Here is a 23,466-nt window from a genome sequence, read left to right on the forward strand (position 1 = left end):
CAAATGACAAATTTAGCTTTATACCACATTACCAGACCTTCGTCTTTAAAGGAAAATGCACCGTTATTGATTATGTTTCATGGTTATGGCAGTGATGAAAACGACTTATATTCCTTTGCTTCGGAATTACCGGAAGAACTATTTATCATCTCTGTAAGAGCGCCCTACCCTATGCAGCCTTATGGTAACGCTTGGTATGCCATCAATTTTGATGCAGAAATGAACAAATGGAACGACAATGTGCAAGCTGCGCAATCTCGTGATTTAATTGCAACCTTTATCGATCAAGCCTGCGATACCTATCCAGTAAACAAAGACAATGTTACACTTTTAGGGTTTAGCCAAGGAAGTATTTTGAGCTATGCCGTAGCAATGACTTACCCAGAAAAAATAAAGAATGTCATTGCTTTGAGTGGCTATATCAATGAAGAAATTTTGCCAGAAAACTTAGGTAGTAAAGATTTTAGCTCATTGGACATTTATGCATCCCACGGCAGTGTCGATCAAGTAATTCCTGTGGAATGGGCCCGCAAAATCCCTAAATTCTTAAGCACACACAATATCAAACACGCCTATTCTGAATTTCCTGTAGGGCATGGCGTTGCCCCACAGAACTTCTACGAATTCAGAAAATGGTTATCTGAACGCATTTAGATTGAAGGTGGTGGATACATAAAGTACTCCACCACTTTAAATTTCAGCTCCTCTGTTTCTGAAATTTCATAGGTCATAAAAATCTGTCCCCAGTATTTCCCGTCACTAAAATCGGCAATGATCCATTTATGGTTCAATAATTTAATTTTATTGATCATCATCTTTCCATCAGTCATAGATGCATAAGGCACCAACGGATGATCGTCACCTTCGTAAACATTCAATTTGTAAATTTCGTCCTTAATAAAAGGAATCAACTCCTCTACGTCGTAACCTTTGTTTTCAAAATAAGAAAGGGCATCTTCATCCGTCTCAATATCAAAGTACATCAACTCCAAATTTTCATCATGCAACGCTTCAATTTCTACTTTGTCCTTTTCTAATTTTTCCTTTAGCTGTTTGATATCCTTTTCATAGGAATCCAAAATGTTTTTAGAATTCGCATATTGGAAAACGATCAACAATACCGAAAAAATAAACAGGTACATAAAAATTCTGCTCTTCATAATTTAAATTGAAATTTGTAGGTTATCATACGCCAAGAAAACGTTGCTTGGCAATTTTTGTTGTACTTCGTCGTGAAATCCCAAAAGATGACTGATATGCGTTAAATACGCTTTCTCTGGCTTCACTCTTTCTATAAAATTCAGGGCTTCTTCTAAATTAAGGTGTGACATATGCGGCTCTATACGAAGGGCATTAACCACCAAAACTTTTAAATTCTTCAACTTTTCCATCTCCTCTTCCTCTATGGTCTTCATATCCGTTAAATAGGCAAAATCACCAAAACGGTATCCAAAAACTTGGAGTTCGTGGTGCATTAAATTCACAGGGATGATTTCTAAACCTCCCAAAGTAAAAGGTTTGCTAGTAATCACATTAGATATTACGCCTGGTGCACCCGGATATTTGTTTTCGGTTTCAAAAATATAATCGAAACGCCTTTGCAATTCCCCAATGACTCTTTTATGTGCATAGATGGGCATATCGCCTTGCATAAAATTGAAAGGTCTAATATCGTCAAGCCCAGCGGTGTGATCTGCATGTTCGTGGGTAAACAAAATACCATCCAGTTTAGTACATTTTGCCCGTAGCATTTGCTGTCTGAAATCTGGACCACAATCTACCACATAAGCATGGTCATGCCACTCTACCAAAACAGATACTCGTAACCTTTTGTCTTTAGGGTTTTTACTCAGGCACACAGGATGTGTACTACCTATAATGGGGATTCCCTGGGATGTTCCTGTGCCTAAAAACGTAACTTTCAAATCATCTGAGTTTGGAACAAAAATAATGTTATTTTTTTGTTTACCATGGTATTTTAATACCTTTGTGCAGTACTTAAAACCCGGATTTAAAAGATGGAAATAACCTTAAAGGGAGATAAAGAATTCGATGATGTTCCCTCGTTAAAGTCGAAAGCACTTCGAATCAACCTTAATGAGAATATTTATGGAACTTTTGCTGAAATTGGCGCTGGACAGGAAACTGTACGCCAGTTCTTTAGAGCAGGAGGCGCTTCTGGGACCATCGCTAAGGCCATGTCTGCCTACGATAAAGACTTTAGTGACGCCATCTATGGTATTGAAGACGACAAACGTTACGTAACCGAAGCCCGTTTGCGTAAAATGCTTAACCACGAGGTTAACTTAATAGAAAAACGACTTCCTAGAGATAAACACCCACACAAATTGTTCTTTTCGTATGCCAACACTGTTGCTACCATAGATTTTGCAAAGAACTATAAAGGACATGGTTGGGTAGGTATTAAATATCAAGTAGATCCAGAGCAAGAATACAACGAAATTATTCTTCACTTGCGTTTTAAAGAAAACGACGCAAGACTGCAGCAGGAAACTTTAGGGGTACTTGGTACCAACTTGATTTATGGAGCATTCTATAAATACAACGAACCAAAGAAGCTTTTAAGATATCTATATGACCACTTGGACAAGGACCAACTGGAAATTGACACTATCAACTTTAGTGGTCCTATCTTTAGTGAAGTTGACAACCGTTTAATGAGTTTACAATTGGTGAAAAACGGCATGACCGATGCGGTAATGTTCGCACCAGATGGAAACAACGTCCTTCCTGCGAGAGTGTTGTACAAAAAGAACATTTTGGCATTCCGTGGAAGTTTTAGACCGGTAACCAAAGTAAATATGGACATGTTCCATAAGTCTTACGACATGTTTGTTAAGGAGAATAAAGTAGATCCTAAAAACACTCAAGTGGTGTTTGAAATCACGCTTTCCAACTTACGTGCCGAAGGAGAAATCAACGAACAGGACTTTATGGACCGCGCCAAACTATTGTGTTCTTTGGGACAAACTGTTTTGATTTCCAATTTCCAAGAGTATTACCGTTTGGTGGAGTATTTCTCTCAATATTCTAAAAACAGAATGGGATTGGCCATGGGCGTCAACAACCTTGTAGATATTTTCGACGAGAAATATTACCGTCACTTAAGTGGTGGTATTTTGGAGGCCTTCGGAAAATTGTTCTTTAAGGATCTTCGCGTATATCTTTATCCAATGGTTACCAAAGATGGTACGTTGGTAAACAGTGAAAACCTTAAGGTACACCCACGTATGAAAGAATTGTATAAGTTCTTTAAATACAATGGAAAAGTGGTAGATATCACCGATTATGATCCAAGTGTTTTAAACATTTTCTCTAGAACCGTATTAAAAATGATTTCCAACAGCAAAAATGGTTGGGAAAACCTCCTACCTGAAGGAGTTGCGAAATTAATTAAGGAAGAGAACTTGTTTGGTTTTGAAACCGAAGAAGTTTACCACGAAGAATAGTTCGTAAAACGATATATTATAAAAAAGCCCTTTTGAGGACTTCAAAAGGGCTTTTCTTTTATGCCAAAATTTGATCGGCGTGCGCTTTGGTTTTCACTTTTAGAATGATATCCTGAATAATCCCATGTTCATCAACAACAAAAGTGGTTCTATGGATACCATCAAACTCACGACCCATAAATTTCTTTGGTCCCCAAACACCATAGGATTTGATGACTTCTTTGTCTTCATCTGCCAATAATGGATAAGGAAAGCCATATTTCTTCTTAAAATTGGATTGACGCTTTTCCGAATCGGCACTTACGCCTAAAATATCGTATCCCATACTTTGAAAACGTTCATAATTATCACTTAAATCGCAAGCTTCAGCCGTACAACCCGGTGTACTTGCCTTTGGATAAAAGAAAAGAACCAACTTTCTTCCTTTATAGTCTGTAAGTGATACTGTGTTTCCTTGTTCGTCTTTTGCCGTAAAATCTGGAGCCTTATCTCCTACCTTTAATTGAGTCATAATTATTAACTTTGAATTTTGTCCAAAAATACAATTTATGACCAAGCAAGAAAAAGTGGATTTCGTAATTACCACTTTAAAGGAACTATACCCAACCATTCCAATTCCGTTAGACCATAAAGATCCTTATACCTTATTGATAGCAGTCTTGATGTCTGCACAAAGTACTGATGTTAGGGTGAACCAGATTACACCTCTATTGTTCGAGAGAGCAGACAATCCGTATGATATGGTGAAACTTTCGGTGGAAGAAATTAGGGAAATCATTAAGCCAGTTGGCCTTTCTCCAATGAAAAGTAAAGGGATTCATGGATTATCTGAAATATTGATTGAAAAACATAATGGCCAGGTTCCGCAAACCTACGAAGAACTAGAAGCATTACCTGCCGTAGGTCATAAAACAGCCGCTGTAGTGCTATCACAAGCCTTTGGTATTCCCGCATTTCCTGTGGATACGCATATTCACCGCTTAATGTACCGTTGGAATTTAAGCAACGGCAAAAATGTAGTCCAAACCGAAAAGGATGCGAAACGATTATTCCCAGAAGAATTATGGAACGATCTTCATTTACAGATTATTTGGTACGGAAGAGAATATTCTCCAGCTAGAGGTTGGGATCTTGATAAAGATATCATCACCAAAATTATTGGAAGAACAACAGTAATTAATGACTATAACAAAATGAAAAAGCCCTGATTTCTCAGGGCTTACAAAGTCTAGTTTAGAAGTGCTTCAAACTTCAATTTATTACAATGTATAACACTTAAAGCCTTCGAATAATTTAAAAGAAACTCTATGGTCTCCTTTTTAGGATTCAGATTGTCTTTCTTTGGGGGTGTGCATTCTGAGTAAAGTTTTGCCATTATTAAATTTTTAGGTTCTTATAATTTCAATAACGTACAAAAAATCACTTTATTATATCAATTTGTTAAAATTATATTATTTTTTTCAATCACCTTTCGCAAATTGATCAATGCATAGCGCATTCTACCTAATGCTGTATTAATACTCACGCCTGTTACGTCTGAGATTTCCTTAAAACTCATATCCTTGTACATACGCATTTTCAAAACCTCTTTTTGGTCATCAGGCAACTCTTCTATCAACCGTCTAAGATCGCTTTCTACCTGATCTTTTATAAGCTGCTTTTCGGCATTTAAGTTATCATCTCCCAAAACCGAAAAAATACTGAATTCCCCTGCATTGTCAAATTTGGGCATTCTGTTGTTCTTCCTAAAATGATCAATGACCAAATTGTGGGCAATACGCATCACCCAAGGCAAAAACTTCCCTTCTTCGTTGTATTTTTTCAACTTCAAGGTACGTATAACCTTAATGAAGGTATCCTGAAAAATATCTTCGGTAACATCTCTATCCAAGACTTTGGAGTAGATAAAACTGTAAATTTTTTGTTTGTGCCTATAAATAAGTACGGAAAGAGCGCTCTCATCTCCGTTAATATAATTCCTTACTAAAACAGCATCAGTGATAAGTTCGTTTTTCATAATAATTACTTTAATGGCTCGAAGTAAAACTTCCTAGCTTGGGGTTAATTTTTTTAAAGTAATATTATGCTATAGGCAAGTGGTTTTAGACTGATTAATGACCAAATATAACAACTATAAAGACAAAAAAGCAAAATTTAACAACAAACTTTAACATTTTATTTATACTAAAAGAGGAAAACTGATATAAAGCTTGCACAATTTTTACCAGAAATATTTTAGGATTTTCCGTTCAACTTTATCAATATCAAATTAATTTATTCAGATAAAATACTTGTAGTATCTTTGCAAATCTATTAGCAAAAGGCATTATGAGCATTAATATTTCCGAAGTAAATCCAAAAGAGAATATCATCATTAAAGGTGCAAAACTTCACAACTTAAAAAATATTGATGTTGTTATTCCACGGAATAAATTAGTGGTAATCACAGGGCTATCTGGTTCTGGAAAATCCAGTTTGGCGTTTGACACGCTTTACGCCGAAGGACAAAGACGCTATGTTGAAAGTCTGTCCAGTTATGCACGCCAGTTTTTAGGGAGGCTCAATAAACCGAAAGTAGATTATATCAAGGGAATTGCCCCTGCCATTGCCATAGAACAAAAAGTAAACTCTACAAATCCGCGCTCTACAGTAGGAACCACCACCGAAATTTACGATTATTTAAAACTCTTGTTTGCTCGCATTGGTAAGACCTACTCTCCCATTTCCGGAAATGAGGTAAAGAAACATACCACACAGGATGTTTTGGAATATATCAAACAATTTGAAGATGGCGCAAAATTGTTGCTTCTCTCTCCTATTATTCTTGAAGAGGGCCGCACGATGGAGAACAAACTTAAAGTGTTACAGCAACAAGGGTATGCCAGAGTAAAATATCAAGACGAGATCCTTAGAATTGAAGATGCCCTTCAAAAAGGATTGACTTCGGATATTGTTTTGGTTGTGGATCGCGTTATTGTAAGGCATGAAGAGGACTTCTTTAACCGATTGGCTGATGCCATTGAAACTGCCTTCTTTGAAGGGAAAGGTGCCTGTACAGTAGAATACCTTTCCAACGGAGAGCAACGTTCCTACAATAACAAATTTGAACTGGACGACATGACCTTTTTGGAGCCTAACGTCCATTTGTTCAGCTTTAACAATCCTTATGGTGCGTGTCCTAAATGCGAAGGCTATGGAGATGTTATTGGTCTTGATGAAGATTTGGTCATCCCAAATACAGGCTTATCAATCTATGAAAATGCCATTTTCCCATGGAGAGGTGAAAGCATGAGTTGGTATAGAGATCAATTGGTGAACAACTCACATAAATTCGATTTTCCTATTCATAAACCTTATTACCAATTATCTGACGCGCAAAAACAATTGGTTTGGGAAGGCAATAGCTATTTTGAAGGCTTGAATTCCTTTTTTGAAGAACTGGAAGCCAAAGCTTATAAAATCCAAAACAGGGTCATGTTATCCCGTTATCGAGGCAAAACCAAATGCAGTACTTGTCACGGAAAACGCTTAAGACCTGAAGCTAATTACGTAAAAATTGGAGGGGCAACCATCACGGATTTAGTAGAATTGCCATTAAATCAATTAGCTGATTTTTTTGATACTCTTGAACTAAACGAATACGACACAAAAATTGCCGAACGATTGCTGAAGGAAATCACTAATCGCTTATCCTTCCTAAAAAATGTAGGACTTGAGTATCTAACCTTAAATAGACGTTCCAACACCTTGTCTGGAGGAGAAAGCCAACGTATTAACCTTGCTACATCTCTTGGAAGCAGTTTGGTAGGCTCTATGTATATCCTGGACGAGCCTAGTATAGGACTCCACCCAAAAGACACCCAAAAACTTATAAAGGTATTGGAGGCCCTTCGTGATTTGGGCAATACGGTAATTGTGGTAGAACATGATGAAGATATCATGAATGCTGCAGATGAAATTATCGATATAGGCCCCGAAGCGGGAACTTTTGGAGGTGAAGTTGTGGCCACAGGTACTTACAAGGATATCCTAGCGTCCAATTCGTTAACGGCCCAATACCTCAATGGACAATTGGAAATTGAAATCCCACAAAAAAGACGCACGTCAAAATACCATATCGATATTCTTGGAGCTAGAGAAAATAACCTTCAAAATATCGACGTAAGATTTCCTTTGGAAATGCTCACGGTAATTACTGGTGTTTCTGGTAGTGGAAAAAGTACCTTGATCAAAAAGATTCTCTATCCCGCCATTCAAAAGAAACTAACCGATTTTAGTGAGAAACCAGGTCAATTTACTGAGCTTCAGGGCAACTTTAAAAATATCAAACATGTGGAGTTTGTTGATCAAAACCCAATTGGAAGGTCTTCGCGCTCCAACCCTGTTACCTATATTAAGGCATATGATGATATCAGGGCGTTGTTTGCTTCACAAAAGCTGAGCAAGATTCGTAACTATCAAGCTAAACACTTTAGTTTCAATGTGGATGGTGGTCGTTGTGAAACTTGTAAAGGTGAAGGTGAAGTGACTATTGAAATGCAGTTTATGGCCGATGTGCACCTAACCTGTGAAACCTGTAACGGAAAGCGCTTTAAAAAGGACATCTTGGAAGTGACGTTTGAAGGCAAAAGTATCGACGACATTTTGAATCTTACTATTGATGAGGCCATTGCATTTTTCACCCAAACTAAAGAAACCAGAATCCAATCGAAGCTGCAACCACTTCAGGATGTTGGTTTGGGCTACGTAACCTTGGGACAAAGCTCATCTACGCTATCTGGTGGAGAAGCTCAACGTATTAAGTTGGCTTCTTTCTTGGGAAAAGGTAGTAAAAGTGATAACGCCCTGTTTATTTTTGACGAACCCACCACAGGACTACATTTCCACGATATTCAAAAACTACTCAAGTCATTTCAGGCACTTATTGCCAAAGGCCATTCCATAATTGTTATTGAACACAATTTGGATCTTATAAAATGTGCCGATTTTATTATTGACTTAGGTCCTGAAGGCGGAAAGCAAGGCGGACAACTAGTAGCTGTTGGGACTCCTGAAGAAATTGTAAGAAACGAAAACTCGATTACAGGTAAATTCCTCAAAGAAAAACTTTAATCGATTTTAACAATTATTAGACTTTTTATTCCTCTAAAATACAGTATCTTGCAGCCCTCTTTAAAAGAAAAGAGCAACGTTATTGAAACCCCTTTAATTTATTAATCTACATATAGCAGGAAGCTTGTCTCATTAGTTTGAGGCAAGCTTTTTCAGTAAAATAGAAATGCTGTAAGTCCCATTACTATCACAGCCAACGGAATTACAAACAATAAGAAAGCAAAAGAAATGGTGCTGCTCTTTAAAAAACATACAAACCATCCTTGCCCATAAAATCGTTTAATGGCTATCCACAGATAAAAGAATGTAGAAAACATGATGACACTGTTGATCCAACCAGGAAATCCCTTCCAAATTAGATTGCAGATTACCAAAATGCTAAACACCATAAATAAGAACGAAAAGAAATAAAAGGTAAACACCAAATGGTGCGCATACTTCCCTTTTCTGTAGAAAAACACTTTTAGAATCAAGGCGAAAATTGGAAGCAAAATGAACATGGAAATGGGGATACTATCATAGAAAGCCTGAAGGATAGACCCTCCGCTTCTATTCTTATAAAACTTTAATGCTTGATGGTACAGCCGTCTCGAAAAAGCACTGTTATCGTCGTCCATGCCCATTTCTTTGTAAATCTCCTCATCTGAAGCTCCCGAAGCAATTAATGAGTCTATGGCTTCCTGATTAAAATTAAATCCTGTTTTTACAACCTTTTTGTCTTCGGAAGATTTAATGGAATCCAACACTTTAAATCCAGATTCATCCAGTTGAAAGCCCACCTTGGAATCCTTTAACTTCTGATTCACCTCCGCCACTTTCACCGAATCTGAAACAGCTTGCTTGATGGAATCAATATATTCTTGTTTATGTTCAAATTCCGTTTTTAAAGCGGTATCCAATTTTTGAGTTTGTTCGCGAGTCACAAATGAGAACACAAAGAAAAAAATCACGGAAATAAACAGATACATCTGTGCTGGATGTAAATACAACAGGCGCTTCCCTCCTATAAATTTACTCGCCAAATATCCAGGTCTTGTCATTAAGGGAATGAAACTCTTGAAAAACCGAGCATCGAAAGAAAAATAATTACTAATGGTATTGTAGAACAAGACTCCTAAAGTTAACTGCTCATCTACCTTTTGACCGCAAAACGGACAAAACTCAAAATTGGCATCAAATTCGTTTTCGCAATTTTTACAAGTAATCTCAGATTCACTCATCTGCTATAATTTGGCGGTTAATAAGTTAAAAGTAATAAAAAAGAATTTTACTACATATTTAAACGCATGGATTAAAATGACTAAACCACAAATTAAATTAACCGCATAAAAAAGACCTTAAATAAGGTCTTTCCAAATTCATATTTTCATTGAATCTTACCTAGCCACAAAATCACTTAAGAAAATAAAGATATGCCCAGTTTTACTATCTATTTCCATATTGTATTTTGTAGGGTAATTGCTTCCTGGGTTTTCAAACTGCAAGGGCTGGGTAAAATCTGAAGTAAACTCTGTAGCGGTTTGTAAAAAGTCCAAAGCAAACTTAGTTTCTACAAACACATGTTTTTGATTATAAGATCCATGGATGATTCCTGTGTCAAAGTCATTGTTTACTGCTAAGAAATCAAAAGGCAACCAATGCTTTCCAGCATAAGGGTAATACCCCAATTGTCCTGGTAATTTTAAAAAGCCCACAGGCATTTTATTCACATCGGGGAACACATTTACAGCATCTACAATGGCTTGATTATTGTCATCATACGGAAGGATTTGCAAGCGTTCTTCTTCAGTAATCTCAAAAAAATGAACATCAAAATGAGGAATCCAATAGGCCGGTGCATGCCCCATTGGTTCCCAGTTAAGGGTAATATGCTCATAGGCCGTCAATTGTTTGGCCTTTAAATGAAGAGGAATTGAAGTAATTGCATCATCTTCTGGCAAACTTTCTAAATCTCCCAATGCTTCAGGGGTAATTTCAATGCCGAAGGCCACAGGAAAATCATTGTCATCCACACTTACCCAAGATCTTACCTTCCCAATTCCAAAAGCAACCTGAGGGCCTTTAAATATTAATAATTTATCAGCCTCTCGCTTGGCTGAAGGTACATTTTCCGTTGGGATTGATTCAACGGATTCTTCAATTAAATCTGTTTCCTGAGTAGAACAGGAATACATCAAAAAAGCCACAAATATCCACAGATATACAGTAGCATAACTGCAACGTTTTTTCATGATTATTGGTATTAGAATTATACAAGCAAAACAAATCATGAGCTATATCAACGACTCATGATATTACTTACCATTATTAGAACACCTTAGGAAGAGAGTTTTGTAAAAGAATAGTAACTCCATTACTACATAAAAATAGGTAATTTAAAAAGTGGAAATTGTTCTGATAGATAAAGGAAATGGTTTGGTTGACAGAAACATGTTTTTAAAAGACGAAATGAAAAAACTATAACCTTCCTTCATACAATTGATCTATAACGTGGGCATAACTACTTCCCACGGGAATGGACACCTTCCCTATTTCAATATCGTAATTGGTGAACGCAGTAATTTTTTTAATCGCCAAAATATACGAGCGATGTGTGCGGATAAATAAGTGTTTTGGCAAAATGGCTTCGGTGACGCTTATGGACTGCTTTACTTTGAGCTCAGGATGATCTTCACGATGGATGATAATATAGTCCTTGAAACTTTCTATGTAAAGAATGCTTTTCAAAATTACCTTAACCGTTTTTCGTTGTGCCCTGAAATACAAAAATTCCTTGTTTAAAGCTCCTTCTGCTGAAAGGTCAAAATAATAACCATTGGTGTACTTTTTTACGGCCTGCAGAAACCTATCGTAAGAAATGGGTTTGGACAAATAATCCAATGCCTCCAACTGAAAAGCCTCTATTGGTTTGTTTTTATGGGAAGACATGTAAATAACCTTAGGTGTATTTTTATGGATTTTCATAAATTCCATAACGGGTAAACCTAAACAGCCCACATCCAAGAACAGCAAATCTACCTGTTCTCCTTCCAATGTATCAAAAGAATGTTGGGCACAACTAAATACACCCACTACTTCCATTTGTTCAATAGATGCAATATGGTCCTTCAAAATTTTAATTGAAGGAGGTTCATCATCTATTATCAAACATCTACAAATCATGATTGGTTAGAAAGCACAGAAGTGCAGTTAGCTATTCTAAAGTTACATAATTATAAATTATGCGATACTTTTTTTTAATTATATGGATTTTAACTGGTATCACTCAGTATATAATTCAACAAATATCCATCTAATAAACAAAGCTCTAGCTGAATAAAATCAAATGTTTTAAAATAATTTTCTCTATTTCATTTAATTATCAAATCATATTTGGCACGCTGTTTGTTTTGTATAAACCGAACCCTTAAAATCTTCTAATATGAAAAAGATTATTTTATTATTTACGAGTTTACTTCTAGCAGGGGTATCTGTAAACGCAACATCAACTTTTAACAATACAACAGTTTCCCATACGTATGTGGGAGGTTATGGCAACTCTTTTATCTTTATGGAGGACGGCATTGAATTTTCGGTATTTCCAGATGGACAGTTTGATTTTTATGTTCCAAAATATGGCCCCGATGTAAATGTGGCTTTCACTTCTCCAAACTTCTCCATTAGTTTCAATTCTGGATACAACTACAGCCCATATATTCAGTATGACGATTTTGGAGCCATCATTCAAATTGAACATGTGCCAATTTTCTATGATTACTATGGAAGAATTGTACGTGCAGGAAACGTAAACATATTTTACAACAATTTTGGTCGCATTGCGAGAATAGGCGGTTTATATGTTCACTACAACAATTACAGAACTTATACCCACTGTACTGGTTACATTAACGTGTACAATAGAGCCTATGTATACCGTCCTTGGCATAGATATTATGTAGTTCCAACCTACAATTATTGCATGGTAAGTCCGCAACCTTACAGAAGATATTATACACCGGTAAGACATACCTATTACAGACCTTACCATAATAATGTAAGACATGTGAATGTAAATGGACACAGAAGTGCTGTTGCCAACAATTCTAGACGAACCAATGCGCAACAAACCCGAACTCACGAGCGATATAGACAAGAAGCTGTTCCGCAAAGACAGGTAACTAGGAACAATAACAGCAATAATAGAAGTACAAACCGCTCTCAAGTGAATACCAACGAGCGAAGAACTGCAAATTTTTCAAATAACAACAATAGAAGTCAAAATTCTAGAACACAAACAACTAGAACGACCAATTCTAGACAAACCGTTAGTACTTCTACAGAAAGGAGAAAAAAATTAGAATCGAAACAACCAAATCGATCTAATGAACGTACATATACTAGCAGACAAACTAACAATAGATCTGCTCAAGTAACACAAAGTAGAAACACTACTTCTTCAAAGAAAAGAGCAAGCAGCAATGCTTCTCAAAGAAGTTCTGGAAGAAGATAACATATAGACGACTTTTTGGTTGGTTAGTTAGAAATCCCCTGTGAGAAGTATGCCTCAAAGCACCTCACGGGGTTTTCTTATTATACACTTATTTAGATTTTGGTAAGAAACTTTTTTACGACACTGTTGATATCCTCCGAAATGCGAAGCTTGAAAATTAGTAGGCCATAGCCTAACACAATCAACAAAGACTTTAAGGTCATATTAATTAAGGGATGAAATGGAAAGTCCCAAAAATAGAAGACTACAAACCCAACGAGAATTACCAAACTTAACACCAGACTCTCTTTGGTGAAGGGCCACATCCCAAATTTCAATTTTACAAAGTAGATTTTTATAGAGTTATAAATAAATATTGCAATAAAAGTGGCTATGGCAGCTCCGTTCATTCCATACTTAGGAATAAAGGCTAAATTCAACAATACAATTAAAATGGTCAACAAAACTCCAAAAAACAAGACCATTCTATAATAATCACTATTGAATAAAATGGCGTTATTATTTCCCATTACATTATCATATAATTTCGCAGCACTAATCAAAAACACCACCAACAAGCCTTCTCTAAATTCCTTTGGAATAATTAAATAAAGCTCATTAATATTCAAAACAATCAACAAAAAAATCAAGCCACTTACTACGAAGAGGTTTAGTGAGGACCTTTGGTAAAGTCCCTTTAGCTCCACCGTGTTTTTTTCATTTAACAACTTTGCGGTTAAAGGCATCATAATTTGGTGCATCGCTCTTTGAGGCACCGCAATAACGGTTGCAATAAAAATGGCCACACTGTAATAGGCCACTTCTTCAATATCGGGGCGTAATTTCCCCAGCATGAACTTATCGATATCCAAAATAAGCGTAGCTATAGAACCTGCTATGATGATAAGTGACGAATACTTTAAAATAGCGCTCAGATTTTCAATTTTATTAAATCGAATCACCGGCCAACGCACATTGTAAGCATATAGTTTCATCACCACCATCCTTAACACATATACACCCACCAAAGCATTTATAAACTGTTCTACGGTAAGCCAATTCAAATAAACGGCAAATAGGAGGATTATAATCGCTATTCGGTGGAAGACTTCCTTCATGAAATTTCCAAAAACCGTTTGCATCTGTACTTTGGCCCAAGCAAAAAACACTTCAAAATAGGCCATGGCAACAGCTGTGATAAAAATATGCCATACATAACCTTTCACAATCGCATTTTCGGCACCTAGCCAATTGGAAATTATATCATGGGCAAAAAATCCTATAATCCCTATTGGAATGGCCATTGCCAAAGGCAAAAACAACATTAAGGTTAAAAAACTATTGATGCTATTTTTAGTTTTATAGGTAGAATAAAACTTAATCATAGTGTTCTGTACCCCAAAAGCCATTAAAGGCATCATGATATTGGCAGCAGACAATATAAAACCAACCAATCCGTAATATTCATCAGAAATGAAATTGGTATACAAAAACAAAGTATTGATGGCACCAATACCAAATCCTAGATATGTACTGACTGTGTTTTTAAAGGATTGTTTAATGACAATTCCCATAGAAGTTCAGGTTGGTTTAAATTAGTTTGGACAGTTTTTCAGTCAATGATTTTCTACTGTATTGTTGTAAGCCAATAGGCTGAGTCACTAATGAATTTGTTTTGTAAGCTTCAAAATACAATAATATTTGCGACTTTATCCGTTGCTTTTCATCGTAATAAAAATAGTGTCCTGTGTTGGTTTCCTTAATGATGCGCTCCACATCGGATTGCATAGGCCCAATTGCAATGATTGGTGTGTTGGAAATCATATACTCAAACAATTTCCCTGGAATGATCACTTTGGTATCTTCTGAATCTATTTCAATTAGCAACAACACTTGCGATTGCATTTGAGCTTTTATAGCTTCGGTATGCGGTACATAGCCTTCCAAATGAACATACTCCTTTAAATTATGAATATAAATGGACTGCAATACGTCGTCACTAACCACCCCTGTCAAATTCAGTTGAAATGCTTTCCGGAAGTCTTCATATTCATCAATCACCTCAGAAATAGCTTGCCACAATTCAACAGGATTACGTTCAGACAATAAAGACCCAATATGGGACATCGTAAACTTTTTATCCTTCTCTGGTCTAGCGACCTTATGAGTATCGTATCCGTTGGTGATCACAGTAATGGGCTGGCTTGTTTTGGTTTCAAACTCCAATTTGGTGTTATTACTAGTTACCAAAATATGGTCGGCAGTTTGCAACACTTGCTGCTCCAATTTCAAGTGCTTTTCTTTGGCAGATTTCGACAGCCTAAGTTGCTTGTGATAACCAATTGTAGTCCAAGGATCCCTAAAATCTGCAATCCAGGTAGCTCCTAACCTAGCCTTTAATTGCATTCCTATTAAATGCAAACTATGCGGAGGCCCTGTGGTTATAATCGTTTCAATATTATTCTTTGCAATATATTCTGAAAGAAATTCAACCGAAGGGCTTACCCAACTTTTACGGGCATCCGGAATAAAAAAGTTTCCACGTACATACAGCAAGAGCTTTTGAATAAAGGATTGTTTCTTAGCTTTTGGAATCACACCAGAGCTAATCTCACTGGCTTTGTTCTTGGAAATGAAATTGGCAAAACGATACGGTTCTTTAATAGGAAGTTTTAAAACCGTGGTGCCTTCTGGCACCTCGTTCAACATATTTTGGTCCACAATGGGATAATTGGGGTTCTCCGGACAAAACACGATAGGTTCCACACCAAACTGTGGCAAATACTTTACGAATTTCAACCAGCGTTGCACCCCAGGTCCGCCAGCTGGAGGCCAATAATATGTTATAATGAGTGCTTTTTTAGGCACCTTCATTCATTTTTTTATATCCAAAAAATACGCCTCCAATAAGTAACAATACCAACACAATGGAACTCGCTAAAGAAATCTTGCTCCCTGTAGCGATTACTTTTGGTTCAAACTTAAACTCTATGGTGTGCGTACCTGATGGCACGTTCATTCCTCGCAAGACATAATCTACTCTCGTATGTTCTGCAGCAATCCCATCTACATAGGCCTGCCAACCATGACCGTAGTAAATTTCAGAAAACACTACAAAACCGTCATTTGAATTATTAGAAGTATATTTTAAGTAATTCGGTTTAAAATCAGTTAAAGTGATGGTCGCCAAAGAATCTACCGAAAACTTTTTCGATTCAATTGGCAAAGAAGAAATCGCCGTAGTTTTGGTATTCAAACTATCCAATAACAACATTTCCTCATTGGCCGTTTCCACAGCTTTCAACTCCGAAATAAACCAAGCATTACCATTAGCTTCTTCATTGGTATAAGGAAACACAGTTCCCTTTTCATCTTGTGCTATGATATACTTTGCATTTAGCATATTAAGCACTTCCATATTGTTCTTGGACACATGGAATTCATACAATTCATTATAACGTCCCAATTTCGCCGCATGATACCCACTTAAAGAGTTATGGAAATAAGAAGCTCTAGCCCCTCCCGAAGTTAAGTCAAACACTCTATAATGTGATTGATCCTTCATGATTTCCTGATCTACTGCAGAAGCTTGGTACGGATTGTTTACTTTTAAAGAAGACACAAAATTGTCGTTGTTCACATAACGTCTATCCACCCCTACCAAGTCAAAAGCAATCAATAAAGCCATTATCAAAATGACTTTCCCTTGAGATAATTTCTCGCGAAGAAATAAGAAAATAGTCCCAGAAGCCAATAGTACCAAAACCAAAGTTCTGATGGTATCTGCGGTAAACATAGACTTTCTATCTTCTCTTAAAGCATCTACAAAACTTTGCCCATACTCGCCATAAGCCTGACGGAAATAACCATCATTTACTCCCACAAAATCTAAAAAAGAAGATTTAAACAATAAAAAAACTAAAGCCAAACCACCCGTAATCATCGCCGAATACTTTAAGGCCTTTTCCTTGGTTTCCTTGTTGTCTTCATTTTTAAATAATTGGGTAAGTCCCAAAATAGCCAATACAGGAATACATAATTCCAAAATTACTTGGATGGAACTAACTGCTCTAAACTTGTTATATAATGGGACATAGTCTATAAATAGATCTGTTAGGAACCCTAAATTCTTTCCATAGGACAATAATAAGGATAGTATAGAGCCTCCCACAAGCCACCATTTCAAGCGACCTTTCACCAAAAACAAGGCCAAAACAAACAGGAACAACACTACAGCTCCTATATAGGCAGGTGCTTCCACAATGCTTTGGTCTCCCCAATACGTTGGTGTGGCCTGCACTTCTCTCGCAGCCTCAACCGGAGATGCCCCAATATTGGTATAAAATTTATACATGGCCGAATCTGGCCCCACATCTTCGTGACTTCCACCTCCCATAAATCTTGGGATATACAAGTTGAAAGTTTCCAACAATCCATAACTGTACTCCGTGATGTAATCTTTACTTAAGCCACTGGTTACTTCTTTTGGAGAACCATCAGCATTAATGGTCAATTCACTTTTACCACGGGTACTTTCTTTAACATATTCCTGAGTCGCCATGATGTTCGTGGCATTCAGCCCAACAGCCAAAATAGCAGCTACAGCCATTATCGCAACCGATTTAAAGAAATGAGGCAATTCCTTATTTCTATAAGCATCCACCAAATAAGCCACACCCAAAACCAATACCAACAACAGTAAATAATAGGTCATTTGAAAGTGGTTGGCACAGATTTCCAAGGCCAAAGCAACGGCGGTTAATAGAAAACCTCCGATATATTTTTTTCTAAAAGTTAGCAAAATTCCACTCAAAACCAATGGCATATAAGCAATGGCATGTGCCTTGGCATTATGACCAACTCCCAGAATAATAATAAGATAGGTTGAAAAACCAAAGGCTAAAGCACCTAAACCTGCCAGCTTAAAGTCCACCTTTAGTACCAATAGTAGAATATAAAACCCTATAAAATATAGAAATAGATAATCGGCTGGTCTTGGTAAAAACCGAAGTGCCAAATCTAATTTCTTGATGTAGTTATGTGGGTAATGGGCCCCTAATTGATATGTTGGCATGCCCCCAAAGGCACTGTTAGTCCAATAGGTTTCTGTTCCCGTTTCCTCTCTAAAATCGTTTTGTTGTTTGGCCATCCCCTTATAGTGCATAATATCACTTTGGAAGATTTCCTTTCCTTTTAAAACCGGGCTAAAATATGCTAATGAAACAACAATAAAACCTACTAAAACCAGTAAGTGTGGAAGAATTCTTTTAATTGGAAAATGCATGAATATATATTATCGAATGATTGCGAAAATTAATCAATTTCTTCGTAATCTATATATTCTCCTACGGTTTTATTTGAAGTGTTATCGGTTTTGGGCATCTTGTCAATGACCGTTTCCCCTACCTTTTCTTTTTCTTCTTTTCTATTTGGTTGTTGCTGTTGAAATTGTCCTCCAAAACGTTCCTGCATTTTTTTGGACATATAACGCACCAAAAGCGGCGCAAAAATCCTGGAAAGGATTTTCAATCCGTAATAAATCAGCAGTATTATTAATATTGTTCTTAAAAGGCCCACCGCAGATGCTGTTTGCAACATGAATTATTTTTTGTCAAAAATACAATTCTCTTTCCTTAAACACCCGCATAAAACCTTAAAAAAAATATAAAATAGAATTGACATTCCATCGTTTTAAGGGTATCCTATTAGAATGAAAAAATTTATGTAGTTTTGAAATCAAACAGTACACTAACAAAGCCCAACCTCTAAAACGCTATGTACCAAATGAAACCCATGAAAACCTATTTATTATTACTGGCCTTTTTGGCGTCTTCCACATCCTTTGCTCAATATACCGATGTTATCAACTCCAACCGCCCAGGGGTTTCTAGCAGTGCTTTTTCCGTTGGAACCAATGTGCTGCAATTCGAGATGGGACCATATTATGTAAAGGAAAAGCACACCCCTCTTCAATACGAAGTATCTGGTTTTGGAGTAGATTTTATGGCGCGTTACGGACTGTTTTTTGAGCAATTGGAAATCAATTTAGAAGGGGTTTATCAAAACGACAAGTTCACCGATAACCGCTCTGCCATTTCTGAGAAAACCAAGCGCTCCAACTTTAAAAACTTTACCCTTGGTGCCAAATATTTAATTTATGATCCTTATAAAAACCAAGAGGACAAACCTAATATTTATAGCTACCATGCTAACAGAAAATTTCAATGGAAATCATTAATTCCAGCTGTTTCGGCCTATGTTGGTGCCAATTTCGATTCTAAAGACAATCCCTATACTGCACCGGATGTAGAAGGCTTTAGCCCAAAAATTATGATTGCCACCCAAAACAATTTTTCCAACGGTTGGGTATTGGTCTTGAATTTTATAAAAGACAGAATAGGCTCTGAGTATTCGGATTTTCAATATATCATCACCTTAACCAAATCCTTAAACGAACAATGGGTACTGTTTGGTGAAACCCAAGGTATCAAAAGCGACTTTTACGCCGATAATTTGTTTAGATTTGGGGGTGCTTATCTTTGGAACAAAAATTTCCAGTTAGATACAGCCGTTACTTTGAATACCAAGGACACACCATCAGTATTCAATTTTAATATTGGAGCGTCTTACAGATTTGATTTCCACAAGGACAAAGAGCCAGATAACAACAATTCGGCCAAAGACGAAATGAAGCGTAAGCAACGCGCCAATAAAAACAAAAAGAAAATAGACACAGATTTTTAATGACAGTGGCAAATCCAATTATTTTGCCCGAGGAGACACATGATTACAGTAAAAGAAATACATTCCAAAAAAGACCTAACAGCATTCGTTAAATTTCCCTTCAAGCTTTATAAGAACAATAAATATTGGGTACCTCCCATGATCAAAGATGAAGTGGAAAGCTTCGATCCGGAATTAAACCCAGTTTTTAAGCATGCCCAGGCCTCTTATTTTTTAGCTTACAAAAACAATGAAATTGTTGGAAGAATTGCAGCCATTATCAACTGGACCGAAGTAAAATCCCAAGACAAAAAAGTACGGTTTGGTTGGTTTGATGTGATTGATGATATAGAAGTGACCAAGGCACTTTTGGATAAGGTTATTGAATACGGAAAAGCCCATAAATTAGAATTTATTGAAGGTCCTATGGGATTCTCCAATTTAGATAAGGTTGGTGTGTTAACCGAAGGCTACGACCAATTGAGTACTATGGTTACTTGGTATAATCATCCTTACTACGTCACCCATCTCGAAAAACTTGGTTACGTTAAACAGAAAGAATATATCGAAGGTTATTTTGATGTTGACAAGGTAAAAACTGAACAATTTGAGAGAATGGTTCCGCTTATTTCCAGAAGGTATGGTGTACGTTCCCTTAATTTTACAAAAATTGATGAGCTGTTGCCTTATGTAGACAAAATGTTTGACCTGTTCAATGAAACCTACTCCAAACTAGCTTCTTTTGTAGCTATTTCAGAAGAACAAAAGGATTATTTTAAAAAGAAGTATATCCCTTTGATCAACCCTAACTATATCAAATTCATTTTGGATAAAGACGATAATATCATTGCGTTTGCCATAGTATTACCTTCCTTTTCAAAAGCCATACAAAAGGCTAAAGGAAAAATGTTCCCATTTGGATTTTACCACTTATTGAAGGCTAAAAAACATAGCGAAGAAGCCGTCTTTTATTTAATAGGCGTGCATCCTGAATACCAAAACAAGGGGGTTACTGCTCTAATTTTTAAAGAATTCTACGACTCCTTCAGAAAAGATGGTGTAAAGCGATGTATAAGAACCCCTGAACTGGAAGAAAACATAGCCATTCACCAATTGTGGAAAAACTTTGAATCTCCAATAACAAAACGACGCAGAACCTACAGAAAAGATTTCTAGCATAAAAAAAGCCACTTTAAAAAGTGGCTTTTCTATTTTGTCTATTTTCCCATTACTGCTCCATTGCAGCGGCAACAGCAGCAGAAAGTCTTTTATAAGTTCCATTCTCCAAACGCTCACGGATTGATGAGAAAGCTTCTAAAGTTTCTTGGATATCTTCCATGGTATGAGTAGCCGTTGGAATCATTCTTAAAAGAATCAATCCTTTTGGAATTACAGGATAAACTACGATAGAACAGAAAATTCCATAGTTCTCACGTAAATCCTTAACCAAAGCCATAGCCTCAGGAATACTTCCTTTAAGGTACACCGGAGTTACACAACTTTGTGTAGTTCCCAAATCGAAACCACGGTCTCTTAAACCAGATTGCAATGCGTTTACATTCTCCCAAAGCTTGTTTTTAAGCTCAGGCATAGTTTTCAACATATCCAAACGTTTCAAAGCACCAACCACCAATTGCATTTGCAATGACTTGGCAAACATTTGAGAACGTAAGTTGTATTTTAAATAATCTATGATTTCTTGATCTGCAGCAATAAAAGCTCCTGTACTGGCCAATGACTTTGCAAACGTTGCAAAGTATACATCGATACCATCTTGAACTCCTTGCTCCTCACCTGCTCCAGCTCCAGTTTTCCCTAGAGTACCAAAACCGTGGGCATCATCCACCAAAAAGCGGAAGTTGAATTTTTCTTTAAGGGCTACAATTTCCTTCAATTTTCCTTGCTCTCCACGCATACCGAACACCCCTTCAGAAATTACAAGAATTCCTCCTCCGGTTTGCTCAGCCATTTTAGTAGCTCTTTCTAAGTTTTTCTCTAAACTTTCAATATCATTGTGCTTATAGGTAAAACGTTTCCCCATATGCAAACGAACACCGTCAATAATACAGGCGTGTGCATCTACATCATAAACGATGATATCATCTTTAGAAACCAAAGCATCAATGGTAGATACCATTCCTTGGTAACCAAAATTTAAAAGGTAAGCAGCTTCCTTATTTACAAAATCAGCCAACTCACTCTGCAATTTTTCATGCAAATCTGTGTGACCAGACATCATACGAGCACCCATTGGGTACGCTGAACCATAAGCGATACCAGCTTCGGCATCTACTTTACGAACTTCTGGGTGGTTAGCTAATCCTAAATAATCATTAATACTCCAAGTGATAACTTCCTTTCCTTGGAATTTCATCCTGTTGGAAATTTGTCCTTCCAATTTTGGAAATACAAAATAGCCTTCAGCCTGAGAGGCCCATTTTCCTAAAGGTCCCTTATCCTTGTATATTTTATCAAATAAATCTTTCATTAAAGCTAAAATTTGTCTAGTTATAGCGGCAAAATTAGTTAATTCTATCCGCTTTGCATAATTAATTTATAAACTTGTGTTCATAATTTTAATGCACAAAAAAACCTATCATCTAAACGGTTATATGATAGGCTTTCTTACTGAATTATGAATCTTATTTTACGTATTGAATCGCTTCGATTTCAGTTTTGCTATCAAAGAAACCTTGTTCTTCCATCCACTTATCACTGTACACTTTACTCATATAACGTGATCCATGGTCTGGGAAAATCACAACAACTTTATCGCCTTTTTTAAACTCACCTTCAGCACTTAGTTGCTTAATGGCTTGCATGGCAGCACCACTGGTGTAGCCCACAAAAAGACCTTCCGTTCTTGATATTTCTCTAGCAGTATGGGCACTTTCCTCGTCTGTTACCTTGATAAATTTATCGATAACATCAAAGTCTGTAGCCGAAGGAATCAGGTTTTTACCTAAACCTTCTATTCTGTATGGATAGATTTCCTTTTCGTCAAACTCTTTGGTTTCGTGGTACTTTTTCAATACCGAACCATAAGCGTCTACTCCTATCACCTTTACATTTGGATTTTGCTCTTTCAGGTACTTAGCGGTTCCTGAAATAGTTCCTCCTGTACCACTACAAGCAATCAAATGCGTGATTTGACCTTCGGTTTGTTCCCAAATTTCAGGACCCGTGCTATTGTAGTGAGAATCTGTATTTAATTGATTGAAATACTGGTTAATGTAGACAGAGCCTTTAATTTCTTCGTGTAAACGCTTAGCTACTTGATAGTACGAACGAGGATCATCTGCTTTCACATGGGCTGGGCAAACATAAACTTTTGCTCCCATTGATTTCAGCATGTCAATTTTATCTGCTGAAGATTTTGAGCTCACCGCAAGGATACATTCGTAGCCTTTAATGATGCTCACCATTGCCACACTAAATCCAGTATTTCCAGAAGTAGTTTCGATAATGGTATCTCCCGGTGCCAAAATTCCTTTTTTCTCGGCTTCTTCAATGATGTGCAGTGCAATTCTGTCTTTAGAAGAATGTCCTGGGTTGAAAGCTTCTACTTTAGCATAGAAGTCACCATCGAAGTTTGAAGTCATCTTGTTTAATTTGATAAGTGGTGTTTTCCCTATGAGTTCCAACACATTATCAAATACTTGTAAGTTTTCTTTCATAAATGCTATTTATCAG

At 36.8% G+C, this 23,466-nt stretch carries 20 protein-coding genes; 7 read left to right on the forward strand and 13 right to left on the reverse strand.

Features of this window, described 5'->3' with window-relative positions; genetic code table 11:
• Positions 1-3: 3 nt before the first annotated feature.
• Positions 4-654 carry an alpha/beta hydrolase gene (locus ZA06_RS13205; RefSeq protein WP_053977940.1) on the forward strand — a complete coding sequence of 217 codons (651 nt, stop codon included), beginning with the start codon at positions 4-6 and terminating at the stop codon, positions 652-654.
• On the opposite strand, the gene ZA06_RS13210 is transcribed toward ZA06_RS13205, so the two are convergent.
• Both ZA06_RS13210 and ZA06_RS13215 read right to left on the reverse strand, forming a co-directional pair.
• Entirely contained in the window at positions 651-1,160 is a 510-nt protein-coding gene (locus ZA06_RS13210; RefSeq protein WP_240472261.1) for a hydrolase, read from the reverse strand. The genes ZA06_RS13205 and ZA06_RS13210 overlap by 4 nt on opposite strands.
• Positions 1,161-1,163: 3 nt before the next feature.
• The gene (locus ZA06_RS13215) at positions 1,164-1,925 is read right to left on the reverse strand and encodes an MBL fold metallo-hydrolase (RefSeq protein ID WP_053977942.1); all 762 of its coding nucleotides are present in this window, start codon (positions 1,923-1,925) and stop codon (positions 1,164-1,166) included.
• A gap of 93 nt (positions 1,926-2,018) precedes the next feature.
• Here ZA06_RS13215 and ZA06_RS13220 point away from each other — a divergent pair, with 93 nt between their 5' ends.
• Positions 2,019-3,470 (forward strand): hypothetical protein, encoded by a 1,452-nt coding sequence (locus tag ZA06_RS13220; RefSeq protein ID WP_053977943.1) that lies wholly within the window; start codon positions 2,019-2,021, stop codon positions 3,468-3,470.
• A 58-nt stretch (positions 3,471-3,528) separates the two neighbouring features.
• Here ZA06_RS13220 and bcp read toward each other — a convergent pair whose 3' ends face one another.
• A complete protein-coding gene (gene bcp, locus ZA06_RS13225; protein WP_053977944.1) occupies positions 3,529-3,981 on the reverse strand; it encodes a thioredoxin-dependent thiol peroxidase in 453 nt (150 codons plus the stop codon).
• Between the two features lie 37 nt (positions 3,982-4,018).
• On the opposite strand from bcp, the gene ZA06_RS13230 reads away from it, so the two are divergent.
• On the forward strand, positions 4,019-4,678 hold the full coding sequence (locus tag ZA06_RS13230) for an endonuclease III domain-containing protein (RefSeq protein ID WP_053977945.1): 660 nt from the start codon (positions 4,019-4,021) through the stop codon (positions 4,676-4,678).
• 224 nt (positions 4,679-4,902) lie between these two features.
• On the opposite strand, the gene ZA06_RS13235 is transcribed toward ZA06_RS13230, so the two are convergent.
• Positions 4,903-5,487: an RNA polymerase sigma factor gene (locus ZA06_RS13235; RefSeq protein ID WP_053977946.1), complete on the reverse strand. Its 585-nt coding sequence runs from the start codon at positions 5,485-5,487 to the stop codon at positions 4,903-4,905.
• Positions 5,488-5,798: 311 nt separating this feature from the next.
• Here ZA06_RS13235 and uvrA point away from each other — a divergent pair, with 311 nt between their 5' ends.
• Positions 5,799-8,582: an excinuclease ABC subunit UvrA gene (uvrA, locus tag ZA06_RS13240; protein WP_053977947.1), complete on the forward strand. Its 2,784-nt coding sequence runs from the start codon at positions 5,799-5,801 to the stop codon at positions 8,580-8,582.
• Between the two features lie 152 nt (positions 8,583-8,734).
• Here uvrA and ZA06_RS13245 read toward each other — a convergent pair whose 3' ends face one another.
• From ZA06_RS13245 to ZA06_RS13255, 3 genes are all read right to left on the reverse strand, one after another.
• On the reverse strand, positions 8,735-9,802 hold the full coding sequence (locus tag ZA06_RS13245; protein WP_053977948.1) for a DUF3667 domain-containing protein: 1,068 nt from the start codon (positions 9,800-9,802) through the stop codon (positions 8,735-8,737).
• A 156-nt stretch (positions 9,803-9,958) separates the two neighbouring features.
• Positions 9,959-10,813, reverse strand: a complete 855-nt coding sequence (locus tag ZA06_RS13250) for a hypothetical protein (RefSeq protein ID WP_053977949.1) — start codon at positions 10,811-10,813, stop codon at positions 9,959-9,961.
• Positions 10,814-11,039: 226 nt separating this feature from the next.
• Positions 11,040-11,744 (reverse strand): LytR/AlgR family response regulator transcription factor, encoded by a 705-nt coding sequence (locus ZA06_RS13255; protein WP_082332025.1) that lies wholly within the window; start codon positions 11,742-11,744, stop codon positions 11,040-11,042.
• 259 nt (positions 11,745-12,003) lie between these two features.
• Here ZA06_RS13255 and ZA06_RS13260 point away from each other — a divergent pair, with 259 nt between their 5' ends.
• The gene (locus ZA06_RS13260; RefSeq protein ID WP_053977951.1) at positions 12,004-13,071 is read left to right on the forward strand and encodes a hypothetical protein; all 1,068 of its coding nucleotides are present in this window, start codon (positions 12,004-12,006) and stop codon (positions 13,069-13,071) included.
• Between the two features lie 92 nt (positions 13,072-13,163).
• Here ZA06_RS13260 and ZA06_RS13265 read toward each other — a convergent pair whose 3' ends face one another.
• The 4 genes from ZA06_RS13265 to ZA06_RS13280 are packed head-to-tail and all read right to left on the reverse strand — an operon-like array spanning position 13,164 to position 18,648.
• Positions 13,164-14,624 (reverse strand): lipopolysaccharide biosynthesis protein, encoded by a 1,461-nt coding sequence (locus tag ZA06_RS13265; RefSeq protein ID WP_053977952.1) that lies wholly within the window; start codon positions 14,622-14,624, stop codon positions 13,164-13,166.
• A gap of 16 nt (positions 14,625-14,640) precedes the next feature.
• On the reverse strand, positions 14,641-15,924 hold the full coding sequence (locus tag ZA06_RS13270) for a glycosyltransferase family 4 protein (protein ID WP_053977953.1): 1,284 nt from the start codon (positions 15,922-15,924) through the stop codon (positions 14,641-14,643).
• Positions 15,911-18,334, reverse strand: coding sequence for a YfhO family protein (locus ZA06_RS13275; protein ID WP_053977954.1), 2,424 nt, complete (start codon positions 18,332-18,334; stop codon positions 15,911-15,913). Before ZA06_RS13275 ends, ZA06_RS13270 begins: the two co-directional genes overlap by 14 nt.
• Positions 18,335-18,363: 29 nt before the next feature.
• A complete protein-coding gene (locus ZA06_RS13280) occupies positions 18,364-18,648 on the reverse strand; it encodes a DUF4834 family protein (protein WP_053977955.1) in 285 nt (94 codons plus the stop codon).
• 195 nt (positions 18,649-18,843) lie between these two features.
• Here ZA06_RS13280 and ZA06_RS13285 point away from each other — a divergent pair, with 195 nt between their 5' ends.
• Together ZA06_RS13285 and ZA06_RS13290 are read left to right on the forward strand one after the other, a co-directional pair.
• The gene (locus tag ZA06_RS13285) at positions 18,844-19,794 is read left to right on the forward strand and encodes a transporter (RefSeq protein ID WP_240472263.1); all 951 of its coding nucleotides are present in this window, start codon (positions 18,844-18,846) and stop codon (positions 19,792-19,794) included.
• A 39-nt stretch (positions 19,795-19,833) separates the two neighbouring features.
• A complete protein-coding gene (locus ZA06_RS13290; protein ID WP_053977957.1) occupies positions 19,834-20,949 on the forward strand; it encodes a GNAT family N-acetyltransferase in 1,116 nt (371 codons plus the stop codon).
• A 52-nt stretch (positions 20,950-21,001) separates the two neighbouring features.
• Here ZA06_RS13290 and ZA06_RS13295 read toward each other — a convergent pair whose 3' ends face one another.
• Both ZA06_RS13295 and ZA06_RS13300 read right to left on the reverse strand, forming a co-directional pair.
• The gene (locus tag ZA06_RS13295) at positions 21,002-22,261 is read right to left on the reverse strand and encodes an aminotransferase class I/II-fold pyridoxal phosphate-dependent enzyme (protein ID WP_053977958.1); all 1,260 of its coding nucleotides are present in this window, start codon (positions 22,259-22,261) and stop codon (positions 21,002-21,004) included.
• Positions 22,262-22,415: 154 nt separating this feature from the next.
• Entirely contained in the window at positions 22,416-23,450 is a 1,035-nt protein-coding gene (locus ZA06_RS13300; RefSeq protein ID WP_053977959.1) for a PLP-dependent cysteine synthase family protein, read from the reverse strand.
• Between the last annotated feature and the right edge of the window lie 16 nt (positions 23,451-23,466).

Origin of the sequence: Mangrovimonas xylaniphaga (assembly GCF_001280435.1) — a bacterium.
Lineage (GTDB): Bacteria > Bacteroidota > Bacteroidia > Flavobacteriales > Flavobacteriaceae > Mangrovimonas_A > Mangrovimonas_A xylaniphaga.

Bases quoted from the DNA above. Each gene is read 5' to 3' on its own strand.
- ZA06_RS13265 (WP_053977952.1), bottom strand. From the start codon at position 14,624: ATGGGAATTGTCATTAAACAATCCTTTAAAAACACAGTCAGTACATAT.
- ZA06_RS13295 (WP_053977958.1), bottom strand. From the start codon at position 22,261: ATGAAAGATTTATTTGATAAAATATACAAGGATAAGGGACCTTTAGGA.
- ZA06_RS13285 (WP_240472263.1), top strand. From the start codon at position 18,844: ATGAAAACCTATTTATTATTACTGGCCTTTTTGGCGTCTTCCACATCC.
- ZA06_RS13235 (WP_053977946.1), bottom strand. From the start codon at position 5,487: ATGAAAAACGAACTTATCACTGATGCTGTTTTAGTAAGGAATTATATT.
- ZA06_RS13230 (WP_053977945.1), top strand. From the start codon at position 4,019: ATGACCAAGCAAGAAAAAGTGGATTTCGTAATTACCACTTTAAAGGAA.
- ZA06_RS13280 (WP_053977955.1), bottom strand. From the start codon at position 18,648: ATGTTGCAAACAGCATCTGCGGTGGGCCTTTTAAGAACAATATTAATA.
- ZA06_RS13300 (WP_053977959.1), bottom strand. From the start codon at position 23,450: ATGAAAGAAAACTTACAAGTATTTGATAATGTGTTGGAACTCATAGGG.
- ZA06_RS13260 (WP_053977951.1), top strand. From the start codon at position 12,004: ATGAAAAAGATTATTTTATTATTTACGAGTTTACTTCTAGCAGGGGTA.
- bcp (WP_053977944.1), bottom strand. From the start codon at position 3,981: ATGACTCAATTAAAGGTAGGAGATAAGGCTCCAGATTTTACGGCAAAA.
- ZA06_RS13250 (WP_053977949.1), bottom strand. From the start codon at position 10,813: ATGAAAAAACGTTGCAGTTATGCTACTGTATATCTGTGGATATTTGTG.
- ZA06_RS13220 (WP_053977943.1), top strand. From the start codon at position 2,019: ATGGAAATAACCTTAAAGGGAGATAAAGAATTCGATGATGTTCCCTCG.
- uvrA (WP_053977947.1), top strand. From the start codon at position 5,799: ATGAGCATTAATATTTCCGAAGTAAATCCAAAAGAGAATATCATCATT.
- ZA06_RS13245 (WP_053977948.1), bottom strand. From the start codon at position 9,802: ATGAGTGAATCTGAGATTACTTGTAAAAATTGCGAAAACGAATTTGAT.
- ZA06_RS13210 (WP_240472261.1), bottom strand. From the start codon at position 1,160: ATGAAGAGCAGAATTTTTATGTACCTGTTTATTTTTTCGGTATTGTTG.
- ZA06_RS13255 (WP_082332025.1), bottom strand. From the start codon at position 11,744: ATGATTTGTAGATGTTTGATAATAGATGATGAACCTCCTTCAATTAAA.
- ZA06_RS13270 (WP_053977953.1), bottom strand. From the start codon at position 15,924: ATGAAGGTGCCTAAAAAAGCACTCATTATAACATATTATTGGCCTCCA.
- ZA06_RS13205 (WP_053977940.1), top strand. From the start codon at position 4: ATGACAAATTTAGCTTTATACCACATTACCAGACCTTCGTCTTTAAAG.
- ZA06_RS13290 (WP_053977957.1), top strand. From the start codon at position 19,834: ATGATTACAGTAAAAGAAATACATTCCAAAAAAGACCTAACAGCATTC.
- ZA06_RS13275 (WP_053977954.1), bottom strand. From the start codon at position 18,334: ATGCATTTTCCAATTAAAAGAATTCTTCCACACTTACTGGTTTTAGTA.